The organism is Succiniclasticum ruminis DSM 9236, from assembly GCF_900112895.1.
GTDB lineage: Bacteria > Bacillota > Negativicutes > Acidaminococcales > Acidaminococcaceae > Succiniclasticum > Succiniclasticum ruminis.
In genome coordinates, this window is record NZ_FONL01000012.1 from 39,515 (window position 1) to 60,886 (window position 21,372).

Annotated in this window: 18 protein-coding genes, 1 tRNA gene, 1 other RNA gene, 1 pseudogene and 1 riboswitch; of the genes and pseudogenes, 17 read left to right on the top strand and 4 right to left on the bottom strand. The window is 50.3% G+C overall.

Annotated elements, in window-relative coordinates:
- Positions 1-7 precede the first annotated feature (7 nt).
- The 10 genes from remA to rpoD all read left to right on the top strand — a co-directional run bounded on the left by remA (position 8) and on the right by rpoD (position 10,899).
- Positions 8-271, top strand: coding sequence for an extracellular matrix/biofilm regulator RemA (gene remA, locus BM159_RS08660; protein ID WP_093913854.1), 264 nt, complete (start codon positions 8-10; stop codon positions 269-271).
- Positions 268-897, top strand: a complete 630-nt coding sequence (gmk, locus tag BM159_RS08665; protein WP_093913855.1) for a guanylate kinase — start codon at positions 268-270, stop codon at positions 895-897. The genes remA and gmk overlap by 4 nt, the downstream gene beginning before the upstream one ends.
- 46 nt (positions 898-943) lie before the next feature.
- Positions 944-1,126, top strand: a complete 183-nt coding sequence (gene rpoZ / locus BM159_RS08670; protein WP_177205985.1) for a DNA-directed RNA polymerase subunit omega — start codon at positions 944-946, stop codon at positions 1,124-1,126.
- Between the two features lie 13 nt (positions 1,127-1,139).
- A complete protein-coding gene (gene coaBC / locus BM159_RS08675; protein ID WP_093913857.1) occupies positions 1,140-2,345 on the top strand; it encodes a bifunctional phosphopantothenoylcysteine decarboxylase/phosphopantothenate--cysteine ligase CoaBC in 1,206 nt (401 codons plus the stop codon).
- Between the two features lie 139 nt (positions 2,346-2,484).
- Positions 2,485-2,594, top strand: a riboswitch (SAM riboswitch).
- A gap of 67 nt (positions 2,595-2,661) precedes the next feature.
- A complete protein-coding gene (metK, locus tag BM159_RS08680) occupies positions 2,662-3,840 on the top strand; it encodes a methionine adenosyltransferase (RefSeq protein ID WP_093913858.1) in 1,179 nt (392 codons plus the stop codon).
- Positions 3,841-4,064: 224 nt separating this feature from the next.
- Positions 4,065-4,718, top strand: coding sequence for a transcriptional regulator CcpN (ccpN, locus tag BM159_RS08685; RefSeq protein ID WP_093913859.1), 654 nt, complete (start codon positions 4,065-4,067; stop codon positions 4,716-4,718).
- A 10-nt stretch (positions 4,719-4,728) separates the two neighbouring features.
- Positions 4,729-5,535, top strand: a complete 807-nt coding sequence (locus BM159_RS08690) for a pyruvate, water dikinase regulatory protein (RefSeq protein WP_425443222.1) — start codon at positions 4,729-4,731, stop codon at positions 5,533-5,535.
- Positions 5,536-5,555: 20 nt separating this feature from the next.
- Positions 5,556-6,545: a deoxyguanosinetriphosphate triphosphohydrolase gene (locus BM159_RS08695; protein WP_093913861.1), complete on the top strand. Its 990-nt coding sequence runs from the start codon at positions 5,556-5,558 to the stop codon at positions 6,543-6,545.
- A gap of 234 nt (positions 6,546-6,779) precedes the next feature.
- Positions 6,780-8,576: a DNA primase gene (dnaG, locus tag BM159_RS08700; RefSeq protein WP_177205984.1), complete on the top strand. Its 1,797-nt coding sequence runs from the start codon at positions 6,780-6,782 to the stop codon at positions 8,574-8,576.
- Between the two features lie 697 nt (positions 8,577-9,273).
- Complete coding sequence (rpoD, locus tag BM159_RS12265; protein ID WP_093913872.1) at positions 9,274-10,899, top strand: RNA polymerase sigma factor RpoD; 1,626 nt, start codon at positions 9,274-9,276, stop codon at positions 10,897-10,899.
- 151 nt (positions 10,900-11,050) lie between these two features.
- On the opposite strand, the gene BM159_RS08710 is transcribed toward rpoD, so the two are convergent.
- A tRNA-Ile gene (locus BM159_RS08710) sits at positions 11,051-11,127 on the bottom strand.
- 283 nt (positions 11,128-11,410) lie between these two features.
- On the opposite strand from BM159_RS08710, the gene BM159_RS08720 reads away from it, so the two are divergent.
- The 5 genes from BM159_RS08720 to rnpB all read left to right on the top strand — a co-directional run bounded on the left by BM159_RS08720 (position 11,411) and on the right by rnpB (position 14,889).
- Positions 11,411-11,725 (top strand): HU family DNA-binding protein, encoded by a 315-nt coding sequence (locus BM159_RS08720; RefSeq protein WP_093913864.1) that lies wholly within the window; start codon positions 11,411-11,413, stop codon positions 11,723-11,725.
- A 72-nt stretch (positions 11,726-11,797) separates the two neighbouring features.
- Positions 11,798-12,496, top strand: coding sequence for a tRNA (adenine(22)-N(1))-methyltransferase (locus tag BM159_RS08725; RefSeq protein WP_093913865.1), 699 nt, complete (start codon positions 11,798-11,800; stop codon positions 12,494-12,496).
- Between the two features lie 119 nt (positions 12,497-12,615).
- Positions 12,616-13,407, top strand: coding sequence for a Nif3-like dinuclear metal center hexameric protein (locus tag BM159_RS08730; RefSeq protein WP_093913866.1), 792 nt, complete (start codon positions 12,616-12,618; stop codon positions 13,405-13,407).
- Between the two features lie 36 nt (positions 13,408-13,443).
- A complete protein-coding gene (locus tag BM159_RS08735; RefSeq protein ID WP_093913867.1) occupies positions 13,444-14,364 on the top strand; it encodes a 3'-5' exoribonuclease YhaM family protein in 921 nt (306 codons plus the stop codon).
- Positions 14,365-14,523: 159 nt separating this feature from the next.
- Positions 14,524-14,889, top strand: an RNA gene (gene rnpB, locus BM159_RS08740) — RNase P RNA component class A.
- A 146-nt stretch (positions 14,890-15,035) separates the two neighbouring features.
- Here the strand turns inward: rnpB and BM159_RS08745 are convergent.
- Positions 15,036-15,326 (bottom strand): Arc family DNA-binding protein, encoded by a 291-nt coding sequence (locus tag BM159_RS08745; protein WP_218149553.1) that lies wholly within the window; start codon positions 15,324-15,326, stop codon positions 15,036-15,038.
- A gap of 314 nt (positions 15,327-15,640) precedes the next feature.
- Between BM159_RS08745 and BM159_RS08750 the strand changes: the two genes are divergently transcribed.
- Entirely contained in the window at positions 15,641-18,559 is a 2,919-nt protein-coding gene (locus BM159_RS08750; RefSeq protein ID WP_245763695.1) for an insulinase family protein, read from the top strand.
- A gap of 240 nt (positions 18,560-18,799) precedes the next feature.
- On the opposite strand, the gene BM159_RS08755 is transcribed toward BM159_RS08750, so the two are convergent.
- Together BM159_RS08755 and BM159_RS08760 are read right to left on the bottom strand one after the other, a co-directional pair.
- Positions 18,800-19,846, bottom strand: coding sequence for an IS3 family transposase (locus BM159_RS08755; RefSeq protein WP_093913868.1), 1,047 nt, complete (start codon positions 19,844-19,846; stop codon positions 18,800-18,802).
- Positions 19,819-20,262 (bottom strand): HTH domain-containing protein, encoded by a 444-nt coding sequence (locus tag BM159_RS08760; RefSeq protein WP_093913869.1) that lies wholly within the window; start codon positions 20,260-20,262, stop codon positions 19,819-19,821. The genes BM159_RS08755 and BM159_RS08760 overlap by 28 nt, the downstream gene beginning before the upstream one ends.
- A gap of 674 nt (positions 20,263-20,936) precedes the next feature.
- Here BM159_RS08760 and BM159_RS12270 point away from each other — a divergent pair.
- Positions 20,937-21,065, top strand: a pseudogene (locus BM159_RS12270) (ESPR domain-containing protein); the annotation flags it as partial.
- Positions 21,066-21,372: the final 307 nt, after the last annotated feature.

A 21,372-nucleotide genomic window follows, 5' to 3' on the forward strand; every position in this document is an offset into this window, starting at 1 on the left:
AGAATATATGAGCATTAAAATGATCAATATCGGTTTTGGCAATATTGTTTCCGCCAACCGTATCATTGCGGTCATCAGTCCGGAATCAGCACCGGTCAAGCGCATTATTTCCGAAGCAAGGGACAAAGGGCTGCTGATTGACGCGACATATGGAAGAAAGACTCGTGCGGTTATCGTTACCGATAGCTGTCATGTAATTTTATCGGCTATCCAGCCGGAAACGGTAGCCAACCGTTTTAACCCTGACACGGAAGGAATGGAGGAACAATGAAAAATTCATCAGATAAGCCCCGGGGGTTACTGCTGGTCGTATCCGGTCCCAGCGGTGCCGGAAAGGGAACAATCTGCGGCCTGCTTCGCAAGGAATTGCCGGAGCTGTGCTATTCGGTTTCTGTTACAACCAGGGAACCCCGGGAAGGGGAAGTGGACGGCAGGGAGTACTTTTTTAAGACCGTCGCCCAGGTCAAGGATATGATATTCCGCGGCGAACTGCTGGAATACGCCCAGGTCTATGGGAACTATTACGGGACGCCGAAACCTTATGTAATGAACCTTCTGAATGAAGGAAAAGATGTTTTGCTGGAGATTGATATCCAGGGCGCCCTTCAGGTCAAGAAGGTATTCCCCGACGGCGTATTTGTTTTTGTGATGCCGCCGTCCCTGGAGGAATTGCGGGCCCGGCTTTACAAACGGGGCAAAGATACGGAAGAAGTGATAGAAAAGCGGCTGAAAGCGGCGGCAGGCGAACTGAAAAGCTCCAGCGGATATGACTATGTCGTTGTCAACGACATAGCTGAAGAAGCAACGCAGCGCGTTTTGACGCTGCTGGAAGCGGAACGGTACCGGGCAAAGCGGAACGGGTACCTGATTGATAAGATACTCGGGCAGAATGCATAATATTTAATCAGATATTTTTATATACAGGAGGCAATTCAAAATGAGCATGGTAAATCCTTCCATCGACAAGCTGGCGGAGATGGTCGACAGCAAGTATACCCTGGCGATCCTGGCTGCCAAACGGGCCCGTGAACTGACAAAGCCCGGGCAGACCCTTCCGGAAAAGGAAGTCAGCATCGCGCTGAAAGAGGTAGGCGAGAAAAAAATTACCTATACCCGTAAGAAATAATGGAGATGGAGTTATGCTGAAAGGGAAAAAGATCGTACTGGGAGTAACGGGCGGCATTGCCATTTACAAAGTGGTAGATCTTGTGAGCAAGCTTCGCAAGCAGGGGGCAGAGGTCCGTGTCGTCATGACGGAGCACGCCGCGAAATTTGTTTCCCCGCTGCTTTTTGCGGAAATCAGCGGGCATAAGTGCGCCGTTTCCATGTGGGACGGAAGGGATGAGTTTAACGTGGAGCATATCGCCCTGGCAAACTGGGGGGATCTGTTGCTGGTGGCGCCGGCCACGGCGAACATCCTGGCCAAGATGGCCTGCGGGCTGGCGGATGATTTGCTCAGCACAGTAGTACTTGCGGCTCCCTGCCCGAAAATCGTCTGCCCGGCCATGAATACGGGCATGTACGAGAACGTGGCGACGCAGGAAAACCTGAAAGTGTTAGCCGGCCGCGGCATTGCCGTAATGGAACCGGCTTCCGGCGAACTGGCCTGCGGCACGACCGGTGCCGGAAGGCTTCCGGAAGTGCCGGAAATCATTGCGTACCTGGAACGGTTTCTTGCACAGCGGGAAGGCGATATGCGCGGCCTGAAAGTGATGGTTACCGCAGCGGGTACGCGTGAGCCCATCGATCCGGTACGCTTTGTAGGGAACCGGAGCAGCGGGAAGATGGGGTACTCCATTGCCAGGCAGGCCTTGCTGCGGGGCGCGGACGTGACGCTGATCACCGGACCCTCCGCCCTGACACCGCCGCCCTATGCGAAGGTGGTCCGCGTGGAGACGACAAAGCAGATGCTGGATGCCTGTCTCGCCGTGTATCCGGAGACGGACATTGTGATCAAAGCTGCCGCGGTGGCAGATTTTAAACCACGTTCCGTGGCGGACCAGAAGATCAAAAAGATCCATCCGGAAGACGGGATGACCATCGTGATGGACCAGAACCCGGACATTCTGAAAACGCTGGGCGGCATGAAGAAACAGCAGTTCCTGGTGGGATTTGCGGCAGAAACGCAAAACCTGTTGGAAAACGCGGCAAGCAAAGTGAAAAAGAAAAACCTGGACATGATCGTCGCCAATGATGTTTCCCTGAAGGGCGCCGGATTCAATACAGATACCAACATCGTCAAGTTTTTGTATCCGGACGGAACGGTAGAAGCGCTGGAGATCCTTTCCAAAGATGAGGTGGCTTCGATCCTGCTGGACCGTGTCATGGCTAAGCGGAAACGGTAGTTGCGGAAGCATTAAAAATGCGCAACGGCTTTGCCGAAGTTGCGCGTTTTGGAGCCGGAAAAATTTCCTGCTGTGAAATTAGTGTGAAACAGTTGCATTACTGTAAAATTCTGTTATAATGGTTACGATAATTGAATAAAGCTCATCACGAGCGGTGGAGGGAACTGGCCCAGTGAAGCCGCAGCAACCATTGCAGTCGCAGGATTGTCAAACGGTGCTAAGTCCTTACGAGAAATCGCAAGATGAGATCATAAAAGTAATTAAGATGCTCTCACGTGCGCGAGGGCATCTTTTTTTAAGGAAAGGAGCATGTATTATGCGCAAATTATTTACCTCTGAATCTGTTACGGAAGGTCATCCGGATAAAATTGCCGACCAGATTTCTGACGCCATCCTGGACGCAATTCTGGAAAAGGACCCGGAAGGCAGGGTGGCCTGCGAAACGGTGGTGGCTACCGGCCAGATTCATATCGTAGGCGAGATATCCACCACCTGTTTTGTGGATATCCCCAAAATCGCAAGGGACACAGTTCTGGGCATTGGTTATGACAGGGCAAAATATGGTTTTGACGGTTCCACCTGCGGCGTGTTGATTTCCATTGACGAACAGTCCGGCGATATTGCCATGGGCGTGGATAAATCCAAGGAAGCAAAGGAAGGCGCTGCCGCGGAAAACGAAATGGGCGCCGGCGATCAGGGCATGATGTTCGGTTACGCCTGTGACGAAACACCGGAACTGATGCCGCTGCCGATCTCCCTGGCTCACAAACTGGCCAGGAGACTTACCGAAGTCCGCAAGAATAAAACTCTGGCTTATCTCCGTCCTGACGGAAAGACCCAGGTTACGGTGGAATACGAAGACGGAAAGCCGGTCCGTGTGGATACGATTGTTATTTCCACCCAGCACGATCCGGATGCCACCCAGGACCAGATCCGCAAGGATATGATCGAACTGGTTATCAAGGAAGTTGTACCTGCAGAACTGCTGGATGAAAACACAAAATACTTTATCAATCCCACCGGCCGTTTTGTCATCGGCGGGCCTCAGGGCGACAGCGGTCTGACCGGGCGCAAGATTATTGTGGATACCTATGGCGGAATGGCCCGGCATGGCGGCGGCGCTTTCAGCGGCAAGGATCCGTCCAAGGTTGACCGTTCGGCTGCGTATGCGGCGCGCTATGTAGCCAAGAATATTGTAGCGGCCGGTCTGGCAAAGCGTTGTGAAATCCAGCTTGCCTATGCCATCGGCGTAGCACAGCCGGTCTCCATCCTGGTAGATACCTTCGGCACCGGCGTGATTGCGGACGACAAAATCGCGGAACTGGTACGCAAAAACTTTTCCTTAAGCCCGACAGGAATCATCCGCGATATGGACCTGCGCCGTCCTATCTATAAACAGACCGCGGCATACGGACATATGGGCCGTACCGATATCGACGTTCCCTGGGAGCATACCGATAAGGCCGCCGCGTTAAAAGAGCAGGCAGGAATCTGAGCAAGTCCCGTTTATTTGCTGCACATTGCCTGGTTATATGATTAACATACGCTTAATAGTTTACAAAATTGCAAAAAAGACATATAATTAGTGTATAATAATTATTGGCAGTGTAGGCACTATATAGCCTGGCGGGAATCCGGATGCCCTGTAATTAACGGTGCCTGATATTTTAAACAGTATAAGGACGGGATCGCGTTTTACGCCGGAAAGGACGGAATCAAATGGGCTTAACAGCAAGACAGAAACAGATTGCGGAAATTGTAAGGGCTGAGGGCCCTATCACAGGACAGCGTATCGCGGATAAATTGCATGTGACGCGGGCCGCGTTGCGCTCCGATCTGGCGATTCTGATCATGAGCGGCATTATTGACGCGCGCCCGAAGGTCGGCTATTACTTTATCGGCAGAAGCACCCTGGGCTTATTGACGGAAGAGGTCTCTGATATTCTGGTTTCTGATATCCAGTCCATGCCGGTTGTGATCCTGAACACAAAAAGCGCGTACGAAGCCATTATCAGCATGTTTGTAGAAGATGTCGGCTCAATCTATGTGGTTGATGATAAAAATCTGCTGGTGGGTGTTGTTTCCCGTAAGGACCTGCTGAAGCTGGCAACCAATACGAATGGGGATATGAAAACGATACCCGTGGTCATGGCAATGACCCCGCTGTCCAAAATGGTGATGGCGTTCCCGGACACAACGGTGTCTTCCGCGGCCCGCAAGGTGATCGACAACCAGATCGACAGTCTGCCCGTAGTCAGGTGTGTGAATGAGAAGACAAAAGACTATGAAGTGATTGGCCGCATTACCAAAACTAATTTTACACGGCTGTTTGTAGATATTGCAGAAGGAAGGGAAGTGGGTCATCATAAGTAATACGAATCCTATTATCTATGCATTGTCAGATTCTATCGGCGGCACGGCGGAATCTGTTATTAAAGCGACGGTCAGCCAGTTTACGGAAACTAAATTTGATGTAATCAGGATTCCCTATATCAACAATAAGGAACAGATTGACGAAGCGCTGCAGGAAGCGGCGCAGCATCAGGCTGTCGTCTGTTATACAATCGTAAATCCGCGTCTGCGCGAGCATCTTGCCGACAGGGCCGTGGAACTGCAGATCCAGGTAGTGGATGTGCTGGGGCCCATGCTGCGGGCCATACAGAAGAATTCCGGGCTGCTTCCCAAGAACCAGGCAGGCCTGATCCATGCGCTGGACCACGAATACTTCAAGCGTGTGGAAGCCGTGGAATTCGCCGTTAAGTATGATGACGGCAAAAATCCGCTGGGTCTTTTGAAAGCGGACATCGTGATTATCGGCGTATCCCGGACATCCAAGACGCCTTTGTCCATGTACCTGGCCCATAAGCAGCTCAAGGTGGCTAATGTCCCGCTGGTGCCGGAAATTGTTCCGCCGCCGGAGCTGTTTAAGGTTCCGCACCATAAGATCATCGGGCTTCTCATTGACCCGTATAAGCTGACGGATATCCGCATGACCCGCCTGAAAGCCATGGGGCTTTCCGAAGATGCAGAGTACGCGGATGTGGAGCGCATCACCGAAGAACTGGATTATGCAAAAGGGATCATGCGGCGCGTGCACTGTATGATCATCAATGTATCCAACCGCGCGATTGAAGAAACCGCCGGCATCATCCTGGATTATTATTATAAAAATAATGCGGCCCGCCGGTAAGGAGCAGAGAATTATCGATTATGAATGTTCGTGAATACACTGAAGACCAGGAACAGAAGAACCTGATGCCCTGGGCTTGCAAAAGCGCGGCCTCGCACCGGCTGACAGAAGAAACCCAGGATGATCTGCGAACTGCGTTCCAGCGTGACCGTGACCGCATCATCCACAGCAAAGCGTTCCGGGCGTTAAAGCATAAAACCCAGGTATATCTGTCGCCCGGCGACCATTACCGTACCCGCCTGACCCACAGCATGGAGGTCTCGCAGATTTCCCGGACGATCGGCAGGGCGCTGCGCCTTAACGAAGACATGATTGAAGCCGCGGCCCTGGGGCATGACCTGGGGCATACGCCGTTCGGGCATGCCGGGGAGCGGGCGATCAATAAATACACGGGGCATTTTACCCATAATGAGCAAAGCATCCGGGTAGTAACCTATTACGGGCGGCAGGGACGCGGCCTCAATCTTACAACAGAAGTACAGGACGCGATTCTGTGCCATACCGGGAGTAAGCTGCCGGACACGCCGGAAGGCGCCATCGTCAGACGCTGTGACCGCATCTGCTATCTGTGCTCCGACCTGGACGACGGCATCCGGGTAGGGTTGGTGGGACCGGACAAACTGCCGGGGATGGTGGCCATGCGCCTGGGTACGGAACCAACCCAGATTCTGGATATCCTGGTGCATAATATCGTGGAGTGCTCTGCGGGGAAAAACAAAATCATTCTGGATTCCTATTATGACGAAGCGGTAGAAGAGTTCAGAAACTTTATGTTTGCTTATGTGTATGAGTGCCCGTCTCTGGAGAAAGAACACCACAAAGCGGAACATGTGATCATGAGTCTGCTGGATCTGTATGTTAAAGAACCGCAGCTGCTGCCTGAGGAAGTCCGGCTGAACTTTGAACGGTTCGGGAAAATGACGGCGATCGTGGATTATGTGGCAGGTCTGACGGACCTGAGCGCCGTAAGGATGTTCAACCAGTACTTTGTACCGAAGGTAAGCGAATAAAGTGGAAGTCTGCGGAAACAAAAACATACGCAGATACAAATACGGATTAAACAGTTTTTACTGAATATTATTATGCAAGTTAATGCTGAGCGGCTGAAACAGAGGTAAGCCGCTCTCATTTTTTTACAAACTAAAGTGTCAAGTATTTTTTTAACGAAAAAGAGGATTTTCTTCCGCAACAGAGAATAAGTTATTGAAGTTTGAGGATTGATGTTCGATGATAAGGAGCTAACGATGGATCAGCAGTATGAAGATTTTAAAAGACAGGTTAAGGACAGCTCCGATATTGTCGACGTGATTGCAGGTTATGTATCGCTGCAGAAAAAAGGACGTTACTATTGGGCATGCTGTCCATTCCACGGGGAAAAGACGCCTTCCTTCTGTGTAGACAAGGAACGCCAGTTTTTCTATTGTTACGGCTGCCATACCGGCGGGGACGTTTTCACGTTTGTGCAGAAGATAGAAAACAGTACGTTTCCGGAAGCAATAAAAACCCTGGCGGGGCGGGCCAACATTCCGGTTCCCGAAACACACCGGACAGCAGCGGATGTGCGCAGGGAACAGCGGCGCAAAGATATGTATACGGTCAATGACCTGGCTTGCCGTTATTTTTCCGCCTGCCTGCAGAAAACCAGGCCCGGTGCGGCTGCGCTGGAGTACTTCCATAACAGGGGCATCACCGATGCCGTTATCGAACGTTTTTCCCTGGGCTATTCCCTGCCGTCTTTTAACGCCCTGGAATTCAACCTGGCCAGAAAAGGATGCTCCCGGGAACAGCTTGCAGCCGCAGGACTGATCCGGCAAAAGAACGGTTCTTACCGTGACGTGTTCATCAACCGTGTGATGATCCCCATCAAAGACCCACGGGGCAGGGTAATCGCCTTTGGCGGGCGCGTGATGGATGACGGACTGCCCAAGTACTTAAATACAGGGGAGACCGATGTCTTCCAGAAACGGGAAACGCTGTTCGGGCTGGACGTGGCGCTTAAAGCAATCCGGGAAGCAAAAGAAGCCATTATTGTGGAAGGGTATATGGACGCCATCAGCCTCCACGCGGCAGGCATCAACCGGGCTGTTGCGTCGTTAGGGACCGCGTTCAGTGAGCAGCATGCGAAACTGCTGCACCGGGTTACGGAAAGCGTTGTGTTTGCCTATGACAGTGATGACGCGGGACGGCGCAACGCGGTAAGGGCGGTCAGCATCGCCAAGAAAGCCGGCCTTTCCGTCAAAGTGCTGAACGTGCCGGAAGGGAAAGACCCTGACGCGTTTGTCCGGAAATCCGGCAGGGACGCCTTTGAAGACCTTGTGAAAAACGCATGGGATGGCACGGAATTCCAGATCCGTTATACAATCTCGAAAAATAATGTATCGGAACTGGCAGGAAAAGTGCAGTGTGTGTCGAATATAATTCCTTACCTGCAGGAGTGTAAAACAGAGATAGAAGCCGAAGAATATATCCGGTTCCTGGCAAAGGAACTGGTTATTGACGAAGGCCTGATCATGGGGGAATACAGGAAAAAATCGGCATCCCGTTTTTCCGGCGGCAATTCCGTCCCCCGGGCTCCTGTATCGTCCGCGCAGCCGGTGCCCAGCGCGCTGGAGCTGGCGGAAAGAAAACTGTTACTGTTATTCTTCCGGTATTCCTGGCTGATAGATTCGTACAAAGAGATTATACAGCAAACCGGTTTCGCGTCACCTGTCCGACAGAGCATCTATGAAAAAATATGCAAGCTGGGAAACGCTGATTTTTCCACAGTCAAAGAGAGCTTGTTTGCAGCGGGGGACGAGGAAACCAATGCGGAAACCGCAAGAATTTTAGCCGGGGAAGATTTTGTTGCTGACGAAGCGGGCCTGAAGCAGATCGCAGAAGGTTATGTCCGCAGGATGCAGCGGGATTTTCTGCAGCGTGCCTACGAGGATCACCGGCGGCTTGCAGATATGTATGCAGGCATGAACGATCCGAGGTTTGAAGATGAGATCAAAATTTGCAATGAATTAAGAGGGAAGATTACAAATCTGTATGGCAACTAACAAAAAGAAATCCAACAAAAAACTGAATACGGAAATCGCAGAAGAAAAGATCGTTGCAGGACCGAAACCCGCGGAAAAGAAAGACGGCAAAAAGAAAAAGGCGGCAGCAGAAAAGGCCGCAGCGGCAGTAAAAGCCAAAAAAGAGCCGGAAAAGACCGCGAAGAAGGAAACTGCAAAGAAAGAACCTAAACCGGCAGAGACAAAAAAGACTGCTGAGAAAGCGGCAGAAATCGCTGCAGAAACAAAGAAAGATCCGGCGAAAGCAAAAGCAAAGCCCAAACCTGCCGGAACAAAGAAACCGGCAGTAAAAGCAGAAACCAAACCGGCAGTGAACGCCAAAGCGAAAAAGGCAGCCGCTGAAGCAGAAGCCAAACCGGCAGAAGAAAAGAAAACTGCAGTGAAGGCCAAAGCGAAGAAAACTGCCGCAGAAGTTGAAGCCAAACCGGCAGAAGCAGCGAAAGATAATGCTCCGAAAGGAAATCAGGAACCGGAAAAGAAGACCGTAAAGAAACCTTCTGCAAACAAAACCGCTGAAGCGGATAAAGGGATAAGTGCGCCTGAAAAACGCGCATCTGAAGATAAAAAAGCTCCAAAGAAGAACAAAAAGAAGGAGTTACCTGATTCCGGGAAACCGGAAGCGGAAACGCCGGAAACAGCGCAGCCGGTTCTGGAAGCCAGTGAAGAACTTCTTGCCCTGATGCCGGCAGGCTTTCCTGTAGAAAAAATGCTGGAACTGGAAGCCCGGGCAAAAGTCAACGGCAACATTCTGTCGGACAGCGAAGTGAATGATATTCTTCCGTCCGCTGTTACTTCTCCGGAAGCCATTGATTTTATGATGGAATATCTCCAGAGCAGGGGGATCAACATCATTTATCCCCAGGATGAAGACGAAGACGATATCCTGCCACCTGCGGAAGATGAAGAAGCGGAAGAAATTACCGAAGCCGAAATCGCCTCTTCCATGACGGTGCCCGACGGCATCAGTATTGATGACCCGGTGCGCATGTACCTGAAGGAAATCGGCCGCGTTCCCCTTTTACAGAGCGAAGATGAAGTGGAACTGGCCAAACGCATGGATAAGAGCAAACAGATTGAACGGATGGAAGGCAGCAAAAATGCGGATGAACCTTTAAAATTCAAAACGAAAAAGGAATTTGAAGAGGCTTTCCGTAAGTTGAATGTCCTTCTGGAAGAAGAACAGTCGGCAACCGACATGCGTTCCGTCCCTGTTGCGTTCCGCAAATTTGATGAAAAACGGAAGAGCGGGGAAAAATATGTTATCGCGGATTTTGTGGCGGACACTGCCCAGTTTACGAAAAATGAGAGAGGCCGCCTGATCGGCTTGCTGGAAGAAGAAAAGTTCAAATGTGCGGACTGGGACAAAGAATGCCCGGAACGGGAAGAAGACAACGGACCGGAACCGCGTAATCTCGGTGAGATCAGAAAGCTTATTGACGCTTCCGAACTGTGGCTGGAAGAACGCCTGAACTCTTTAAGCCCGAAAAGCAAGGTCTACAGGACGGATAAAAAGAACGCCCAGCGCCTCGCGGATATCAAGACACAGTTTGCGGCCATGCTGAAAACGATTAAACAGCAGGGGAATGAGGCAAAACGCTGCCTGTCGGAGGCGAACCTGCGTCTGGTGGTAAGCATTGCCAAACGGTATGTGGGCCGCGGCATGCTGTTCCTGGATCTGATTCAGGAAGGGAATCTCGGCCTGATCAAAGCCGTTGAAAAGTTCGATTATAATAAAGGCTTTAAATTCAGCACCTATGCCACATGGTGGATCCGTCAGGCCATTACCCGGGCCATTGCCGACCAGGCAAGGACGATCCGCATACCGGTCCATATGGTGGAAACCATCAACAAGCTGATCCGCGTATCAAGGCAGCTGCTGCAGGAACTGGGACGGGAACCGACCCCCAGGGAAATCGCGGAACTGATGGAAACCACGGAAGACCGGGTGCGGGAAATCATGAAGATTGCCCAGGAGCCGGTTTCTCTGGAAACGCCTATCGGGGAAGAAGAAGATTCCCATCTGGGCGATTTCATCGAAGATCATGACGCCCCGGCTCCGGCGGACGCCGCTTCCTTTGCGTTGTTGCGGGAAAAACTGAACGAGGTGCTGAGCACCCTGAGCAGCCGCGAGCGGGAAGTGCTGGAACTGCGCTTCGGCCTGAAAGACGGACGGCAGCGTACGCTGGAAGAAGTAGGCCAGCATTTCGGGGTGACCCGTGAACGTATCCGTCAGATTGAAGCCAAAGCTTTGCGCCGGCTCCGCAGCAAACGTTGTACCCAGCTGCGTGATTTTGTGGCGGACTGATTCCAACTTCGCTTCAACAGGAATAACAGAATATAAAAAACAACCCGCTTCAGAAACGCTTCTGAAGCGGGTTGCGTTTTATTACAGTCTTTAGTTGCAATCCGGCGCGTGTTAGCATTATCCTGCGCTGCTTTTATGCCGGTTATGGTATTGGTGGGCCCGGAGGGATTCGAACCCCCGACCAAGCGGTTATGAGCCGCCGGCTCTGACCAGCTGAGCTACGGGCCCGTTGTTTTCAACATTACTTATTTTAACCGAACTTTACGGCAGTGTCAAGAAAATCTGCGAATTTATATGCGGCTCCGGATGCTTAAATTGCAGGGAAAAATCCGTTTTTACACACAATTTACTGTTGAAAACCGGTTTTTATAAAAAAAAACATGAAAAAAGCGAAAAAACAGCAAAAAAAACCGTGTAAAGGCTTGCAAACACTGATAAACACTGATATTATTAACATAGATGCAGTAGAAAACGGCATCTGAATAAAAATTTTCGCAAAGGAGATTTTACGATGAACAAGAAAGAACTTATTGTAGCAGCTGCTGCAGCATCCGGATTATCTCAGAAAGATGTAGAAAAAGCACTGAAAGCCATCAACGAAGCTATCGTTGCTGAAGTTGCCAAAAAGGGCAAAGTACAGTTAATCGGCTTTGGCACTTTCGAAGCCCGTGAACGCGCTGCCCGTACCGGCAAAAACCCGCAGACCGGCGCTGCAATTAAGATCGCTGCCGCAACGGTTCCCGCTTTCAAAGCTGGCAAAGCTTTCAAAGAAGCTGTTAACGTTAAACCGGCTAAAAAAGCGAAAGCTAAAAAAGCGAAAAAATAATTCCAATTCCCTTAACGGTCTGTCTGTTACACAGGCAGACCGTTTTTACGTACGTTACGGACGGAGAACACTATGCTTCGAATCGGTGAACGGCTGCAAACAGTGGCTTCCCTGGTCCCCGTGTGTCACACAATGGCGGATATCGGCACGGACCACGGCTATGTACCGGCCTGTCTGGCGCTGTCCGGGCAGTGCCGCCGCGTGATTGCTTCGGATATTGCGGAAGGCCCCTGCCAGGCAGCCATAGAAACAAGAAACAAATACAAACTGCATAACGAGATGGAAATCCGCATGGCGCCGGGGCTGCAGGGACTGCGCGCCGGGGAGGCGGAAACCGTTGTCATTGCGGGAATGGGCGGCGCGACGATCGCGGGCATCCTGGAAGAATCCCCGGAAATCGCGGCATCCGTCACCACCTTTGTGTTGCAGCCCATGAACGCTGCCGGCCTGCTGCGCCGGTGGCTGGTACAGCACGGCTATCGTATTGCGGAAGAAACGCTCTGCAAAGAAAATAAACATATCTACAGTATCATTAAAGCAGTCCACGGGGAAGGAAAGCAGGACCTGTCTCCTCTGGAAGAGGAATTCGGTCCCTGTATCCTGGAAAAGAAGCCTGCCCTGTGGCAGGAGTATATAGAAGGCAAATCGGAACATTACCGCCGTTTGCTGCGGCAGATGGCGGCGAGCCCCGCGGCAGTGAACAGCGCTAAATACAATAATTTGAAAAAACTGCTCGCCCAAGTTGACGGGCTGATCCATAAATCAGTATAATTTATCTGTACAGAAGGAAGTCGCTTTAGTCAGTCAGTGATGGACACATTGCAAAAGCAATGCAGAAAATAACATAGTGGGCCGGCTGTTTTACAGCGGTTAACGGAAGAGGAAACGCAATGAATATTTCAGTAGCGAAAATTGCCAGAATCATGAGCGAAATGGCGCCGGCGCGGCTGGCGGAAGACTGGGATAACGTAGGGCTGCAGGTAGGGCATAACGATAAAGAAGTAAAGATTATTTTATGCGCGCTGGATTTCTCTGCGGAAGTGCTGGAGCAGGCTGTACAGCTTCACGCGGATATTATCGTAACGCACCATCCTGCCATTTTCCGCGGCATAAAACAACTCACCGACGCGGACTGGCGTACGGCCCTGCTGCTGGAAGCAGCCCGGCATGATATCGCCGTTTACAGCGCCCACACGAACCTGGACAGCGTGACAGGCGGGGTGAACGATGTGCTGGCAAGTCTTCTGGAACTGGAAAATGTGGAAGGGCTTTCCGGGGAAGATACGCTGGAAGGCATAGGACGGATCGGTACATTAACAAAAGCGACGGATCTGGAAGCGTTTGCCGGAAAGGTAAAGCATGCGCTGAAGCTGGAACATATTACCGTAATCCCGGCAGGACGCCCGGTACATAAAGTGGCCGTCTGCGGCGGCAACGGCATGGATTTCCTGGATTACGCGGTGCAGGCCGGGGCGGATACCTATGTGACCGGTGATATAAAATACCATGATGCCCAGGAGGCAAAGGGCAAACATATCAACCTGATCGACGCGACCCATCAGGGAACGGAGCTGCCGGTGGTGAATGAACTGGCCGACCGGCTGGCCCTGCGGCTGAGCCGGGAGGGTTACACGGCGAAGGTGCTGGTGGCAAAAGAAACAAAGCTGCTGCAAATTATGTAAACCAATCACTATATAAACGGTAAAGAGGAGATACAAATGATTGAAAACATAAAAGCGGGGGAACGGATGACCCAGGCGGTGCTGCTGCGCCTGCAGAAGGTGGGCAACTCTTCCAACGGGGGTGTGTTTGCCAGGGGGACGGTAGAAGATAACAGTGGCAAGATCCAGTTCATTGCGTTTGAACGGGATATCGTGAACCGGCTGCGGGATCTGGACGCGGCCAAAGCATTTATGATCTCCGGTCCGGTGGACATTGTCAAATACTCGTCCACGCTGGCGCTGCAGGTCGTGATCCAGAAGCTGGACAACATCATGCCGGAGGACGATATTTCCAATCTGGTACCCACCGGCAGTTTTGATATGGAAGTCTATAAAAACAAACTGGAGGCGCTGATTAACAGCGTGAAAACGCCCAGCCTGCGCACGCTGCTGAAGAAAGTGTTCAGCGGTCCGTTTTATGAAGAGTTCTGCAAGAACCCGGCGGGCATGAAGCTGCACCACGCCTATCTGGGCGGATTGCTGCAGCACTCAGTGGACGTGACTGAACTGGCTCTTGCCATGGCGGAGGCTATCGGCAATACAGATAAAGATCTAATCACGGCAGGCGCCCTGCTGCATGACATCGGAAAAGTAAAAGAGATTTCCGCCGGCCTGGGTTTTCCCTATACCACGGAAGGCCGGCTGCTGGGGCATATCACCATGTCCGCGCTGATGGTGCGGGAAGCGGCGACGGAACTGAAGATGCCCGCTGCGGCGCTGCAGCAGCTGGAACATGTCATCCTGTCCCATCACGGCGACCAGGAAAAAGGATCGCCTGTGGCCTGCGCGACCAAAGAAGCGTTTATTGTGCATTACGCGGATGAAGTGAATTCCATCATGAACCAGTTCGATGTGAAGGACAGCAAGTCCCCCTGGGAGTTTAACAACATGATGAAGCGCTATCTGATGGTGAAATGAAACGTTTTGCATAAATTATAGCAGAATTATTGCAGAAATACGGCTGCCGGCAAAGCATACATGGCTTTGCCGGCAGAATTTGTTGCAAAACAGTGGCGAAACTTTGAAATAATTCAAACTGTCTTGACAAGCAAAATACCTTGTGCTACGATACACACGTGAGTGTGAAAGGCAATCGCGGCGCCTGTAAATTTTCGGATTTGCAGGCGGTGAGGAAAGTCCGAGCTCCATAGGGCGGAATGCCGGATAACGTCCGGCGAGGGAAACCTTAGGGATAGTGCCACAGAAAAGTGTACCGCCAGATTTATCTGGTAAGGGTGGAACGGTGCGGTAAGAGCGCACCAGCAAGTAAGTAATTACTTGGCTTGGTAAACCCCATTCGGAGTAAGACCAAATAGGGAAGGGATGAAGCGGCCCGCTGAACCTTCCGGGTTGTGTCGCTGTATCTTGCGAGTAATCGCAGGAATAGATAAATGATTGCCACCGCTTGTCGGAACAGAACTCGGCTTATTGAACACTCACCTCGTAAACAAAAGGGAAACTGCGTAACAGCGGTTTCCCTTATTTTTATTTGTGAAGATCCGGATAGAATTCCTGCGGAACGGAAAACAAAATAAAAAAGGCACACAACGTGTGCCGGTGAATTATATTGTAATAGGTATTAATTCAAATTATTTTATCTTAAACAACGCCGAACTGATAGGTTTGTTCCGCATCTTTGCCTGTTCTTCCAGACGGCGGAGTTCTTCCTTGTTGGTGCGGGTGCCGCGGAAACCGGGCTGGTCCTGTTCATCCACATGGATGCGGCCCCGTTTGTTTTCGTAGTCGCTGATGACCCACTTTAAAATCTGTTCAATCTCTTTATTCACCGAGCGCCCGTTTGTCTCGGCGATATATTTCATCTTCTCCATGATCAGCGGATGGATGCGTAATGTAAAACGGTATTGTTCCATAGAAGCCATAGCAGATACCTCCCGAAAGCATGATGTCAGTTCAATGTCATCTTTACAATTATTATAAATGAGAAACGCGGTTAAATCAATAGAAAGAATGTAAAAACAGTCGGTTTTAATGTAAAATAACCGGTTTTGTGAACTCTTTGCAAAAAGCAATCATACTTGTTGGGATATCTTTTGTTTTACCGCGTAAAATATGGTAAAATGAAACACAGATTTTAAATAAGAAGACACAGATTTCAGTTAAGGAAACACGAAAGCAAAAGCGCCGGCAGGCGCGCAGATGTTTCGCGCTTCCTTACATCAAAGGAGTAAAGAGAGTGGAAACTGGAAAACAATACAGCGGATTCCGCGTTTGTAAAAAAGAATTTATCAAGGAAGTAAACTCTGCGGCGTACCTCATGGAGCATGCGGTGAGCGGCGCCCGTCTTTTCTATCTGGCCAATGAAGACGATAACAAGGTGTTCACCATCGGCTTCCGTACGCCGCCTTCCGATGACAGCGGCGTGGCCCACATCCTGGAGCATTCCGTCCTGTGCGGTTCCCGGAAGTATCATCTGAAAGAGCCTTTTGTGGAACTGGTGAAAGGTTCCCTGAATACTTTCTTAAACGCCATGACATACCCGGACAAGACCGTGTACCCGGTGGCCAGCCGCAACGACAAGGATTTCCGAAACCTGATGGACGTGTACCTGGACGCGGTGTTCTATCCGCTGATTTATGAAAACAAATTTACCCTGAAGCAGGAAGGCTGGCATTACGAACTGGAGAACGCCGACGACCCGCTGCAGTACAACGGTGTTGTCTATAATGAGATGAAAGGCGCGTATTCCGCCCCGGATGCGTTCCTTGAATATTATGGAAAGAAGATTCTATTTCCGGACACCACCTACCGTTTTGAATCGGGCGGTCTGCCTTCCGCCATCCCGGAACTGACCCAGGAAGCCTTTACCCGTTTCCACAAGACATATTACAGCCCGGAGAATTCCTATATCTACCTGTATGGGGATATGGATATTGAAAAAACGCTGGCCCATCTGGACAGCTATCTGAAAGAGTTCCCGAAAACAGGAGAGGTGCATTCCGAAATCCCGCTGCAGAAACCCCTGGCCAAAACGGCGGAGTTCGACGGGACCTATCCGGTGCCGGAAGGTTCTCCCACAGAAGGCATGACCTTCCATGAAGTGCAAATCGTGGCGGGGGACATGCGGGACCAGAAGACAATCATGGCCCTGCGCCTGCTGGAAAATGTGCTGTTGGAATCGGAAGGGGCGCCGTTGCGCCGCGCCCTGCTGGACGCCGGTGTTGCCAAAGACATTTCCGGCAGTATGAGCGGCAGCATGCTGCAGAACATTTTCTCCGTCCGCGCCAGCGGCAGCGAACTGGAACAGAAGGACGCCTTTGTGAAAGCGCTGTACCATAACCTGCAGAAGATTTCCATGGAAGGCATCGACAAGGAACTGCTGGAAGCCTCGCTGAACAGCGCGGAGTTCAAACTGCGGGAAGCGGATTTCGGAACCTATCCCAAAGGACTGATTTACGGGCTGTCCGTGCTGGATTCCTGGATCTACGACATCGACCCGGTCAGCAGCCTGCAGTATGAACCGCTGCTGCAGGAACTGCGCGAAGCCGTGCACACCAACTATTATGAAACCCTGATCGAGACCAATCTGCTGGACAATACCCACCGCGTCATCCTGACCCTGACCCCGGAAGAGGGTAAAGAGGAAAAGGAACAGGCCGAACTGGCGGAAACACTGGCTGCGGTAAAAGAAAAGATGAACCGCAGCGAGCTGGAACGGTACGCCGCGGAATGCGTGGAACTCCATGAACGGCAGGCCGCGCCGGATTCGGAAGAAGACCTGGCATCCATCCCGTTGCTGGAACGGAAAGACATAAAACGGGAAACGGAAATACTGAAAGTCGAAAAAGAACAGGCAGAAGGGGGAACCCTGCTGTACCAGGCCCTGCCGACTAACAAAGTTACCTATTTAAACTGGCATTTTGATATGACCGGCATTGACCCGGAACTGCTGCCGTACTGCAACCTCCTCAGCGATGTGCTGGGCAAACTGAACACAGATGAGTATTCCTATGCGGACCTGGCAAAATATACGGACATGTACACCGGTGGAATCTCCTTCCAGATGGAGGCGTTAAGCCGGAACAGCGACTGCAACGATTACACGGTGAAGTTTTCCCTGGCGGCAAAATGCCTGACGGCCAAACTGCCGGAACTGTTCAAGATTCTGAAGGCCATGACGCTGCACACCCGGTTTACCGATAAAGGGCGGCTGAAAGAACTGATCGACCAGGTGAAAACCGACTGGGACAATACATTTTTTGCCAAAGGCCAGACGGTGGCGGCCGTGCGGCTCGCTTCTTATTTTTCCGCCAAAGCCCGTGTGACGGAACAGGATTATTACAGTTACTATCAGTTTATTAAAAGGCTGGCGGAAGATTTTGATAAAGAGGCGGATACGGTCATCGCCAATCTGCAGAAACTGCTGCCTGTATTCTTTAATAAAGGCCGGTATCTGTTAAGCTACAGCTGTGACAAAGCGGACAGGGACGAAGTACGCCGGATGGCGCTTGACTTTACCGCGGCGCTGCCTGCGGACAGTGAGGCTGGCGGAAAAGCAGCAAAGATCCTTCCGCAGCCGGAAACGAACGAAGCCATCATCACACCGGGCAAGGTGCAGTATGTGCTGGCCGGCGGCGATTATCACAAACACGGGTATCAATATAGCGGCAGCATGCTGGTGCTGGCCACCATGCTGCGGTATGAATACCTGTGGACGAAGATCCGGGTACAGGGCGGGGCTTATGGGGCCAACGCGGTGTTCGACCGGAACGGTACCATGTATTTTTCTACCTACCGGGACCCGCAGCTGAAGAACAGCCTGGAAGCCTTCCGCGCCTTGCCGGACTGGCTGGAAAAACTGGAACTGACCGACCGGGAGATGACCAAATACGTCATTGGTACCATGAGCGGGGTGGACGTGCCCCTGACCAACTCGCTGAAAGTTTCCCGGGCGGCCCTGCAGGAACTGCTGGCCGTGTCCGATGCAGACCGGCAGAAAACACGGAATGAAATCCTTGACGTCACACTGGCGGATATCAAAGCGCTGGCAAAGATGATCCGTGACGTGCTGGAGGATAATTACCTCTGCGTGGTGGGGGGACAGCAGGCCATTGAAGAAAACAAAGAAGAGTTTAATGTAATATTGAAACAGTAGTATTATAAAGCGGCGGTGAACTGATAAAAAGTCGGCTTCACCGCCGCTTTAATAAATACTCTTAAGCAGAAACTGCCTGTTTATAAAGTGTACCCCATGTCAAGGACAACTTAAAAATCTGGGGGGAGATGTTTAATCCTACTCATTATGTTATAATATTATTGCTTTGCCAATCTTGGAAGAGAGCGCGACGCTGGGGAGCGACACGAGCAACGGATTGGATTTGCGGGAGGCAGTGCGTCAAGTGCTGCCTTTTTTTCGTTTGGAAATTTCTGCTGCTTCCCGGAAATCCATGCGATAAACCCCGGGGTCTGGGGTAGCGCCCCAGTATGGTATTCGTTCTTTGGAATCGTACACTGGCAGCGGATAGATACCCGTTTGCAGGTATTGATAATATTCCCGGGGAGAGAGTTTCAGTAGTTCCCACTGGTAACGGTCTTTGTTGTAATAATCCATCCAGTCATCCACCTGGCTTTTTACCGCTTCATAGCTTTGGAGCCGTTTGATTGTCTCCCGGATTTCGTCTTTCATATGACCGTAGAAACTTTCCTGCGGCGCATTGTCCCAGCAATTTCCTCTCCGGGACATGGACTGTACGAATTCAGCTTCTTTCAGTTTGTTGACAAACGCCCAGCTTGTGTAATGGCTTCCTTGGTCGGAATGAACTATGGTCTCGTTATCCAGCGTACATCCTTGTTCCCGGATCAACTGGTTCACCGTGTCGATGACGAATGTCACCTGCAGCGATTCGCTGAGCTGGTAAGCCAGTATCTCATGTGTAAATGCATCCAGGATGGTAGACAGATAACAACAATTCGTTGCATAAAACAGATAGGTAATGTCCGTGAGCAAAACCTTTCTTGGCCCACGGGTTGTAAATCCGCGCTCCACAATGTTGGGAGCCACATGGTTCGTCCGTAACGCTTTCGCCATACGACGATAGGGGTTCGCTTTCCGGATGGGGCAAAACAGAGAAAACTTGCGCATGAGTCGCCGGATCTTCTTTACATTCATAATGATTCCCTGATGCAGAAGCCGCATATGTATGCTGCGGGCACCCTTGGCATAGCCCCGGAAACCATAGGCGGCCAGGATAAGATCGAAATCGGCCTTATCCTTCATATCTCTGTCTAGCCGAGCCGGTGCAGCAGCCACCCACGCATAAAACCCGGAACGGGATACGCCGGCAATCTGACACAATACCGAAACACTCAAACAATTCTCACGAGTCCGGATCGCATCGCAGATAAGCTGGAACTTTACTTTGGCCGGTGCTTTGCTTCCCATTCTCTCCGAGCCTCCGTATCCGCCATTTGCACTTTTTTTAAAAATTCCAACTCCTGGCGGGTATACGCCAGTTCATGTTCTAATTGCTTGATACGAGCCTTTGTATCTTCCTCTTCGTCGGTTACAGGACGACGCTTCACTTTACGATGGTCACAGAATTCACCGTGCTTGCGGGCATGTCTTTTTACCGCATCACGGAAACTTTCTACTCTTCTTTGTCCCAGTATGTCCGGATGGATTCCGCAAGAGAGGAAGATTTCAGCTGCTGTTATACCCAAACGTTGTTGTTGAAGGAAGTGTTGCTTAAATGCTTCCGTAAATCGTACGTTGCATGGGGATACATACTCCACATGCCGATTGGAGCGCAGGCATTCAACTTCTGCTTTGGTAAACCGTTTTCTGATAATCTTGTACATGAAAAGACCATTCCTTTCCGTTTCCTTGATTATGGGTACAGCATACCATAAAATATAAATAGATGTGTCCACCGAAAAGGGTTTTCAATAAAAAATACTGTCCACTAAATAGGGGTGCCCGTATTTTTTGGTGTCCATTTTCTTGGGTACAGTTTAAATTATATGATATAAGAAACTTACAATCCGGGTGTAAAAACACCCGGATTTTTTTTGTGAAGCCGGATGGTTACTGAGGTTACACCCTACGTACTTATTAATATATGATAGACAGTTTGTTTGTATCAGTATGCGTAACCGCAAGACAGACAATTCAAACTGCCTGAGAGTGGGGGTCATGGGGTTTTGTGCGAAAAACAGAAAGCCTCCTGTAATAAACAGCAGTATTATTGTGCAACAAGTTATTTATATATTTCAAATTGGTTAATAACATTGACAAATATTTGTTTTTCATTATAATATAAAATGAAGTGTTGTATAATACTGTATAATCCGTAGGTCGAAATTATTTCAATCTCGTACATTTCAATCCATAATCAGGAGTAAATTAATCCGGATTGGACTTATGTGATAGTAATTAATCAGGCAAGTGTTTACAAAGTATAAGTATATAACTAATGGCAACTGAGGTTTACGGAAAGTGAATCTTAATAATATTTTTTATAAGGAGGGTCCTTATGAACAGAATTTACAAGGTAATTTGGAGTAAAACACGTAATTGCTATGTGGCTGTTTCAGAACTGGCCAAAAATCATGGCAAAGATAATGTGCGCAGTGAAAAACGCGGGATAGTCAAAGGAGCCTCTTCTTTGGCTCTATGTATTGCCCTTTCGCTGGGCGTGACAGGGAGTGCCTGGGCGGATGAAACCATAACTGGAAATCTGACAGTAACAGGAGATACGATCAAGGTTGGAACAGATGGAACAATTACGGTTGACGCAAATCATAATAGTATATTTGGAGAGTCTAATACACTTGAAAATAGACTTAACTCTACCAATAAGAATCAATACGATACGCTATTAGGTAATTCGAATTACATTTATTACGGTAATTACACTACCGCAATTGGTTATAGAAACAGAATTGGGTCTACTAGTTATCCTTCTGTTT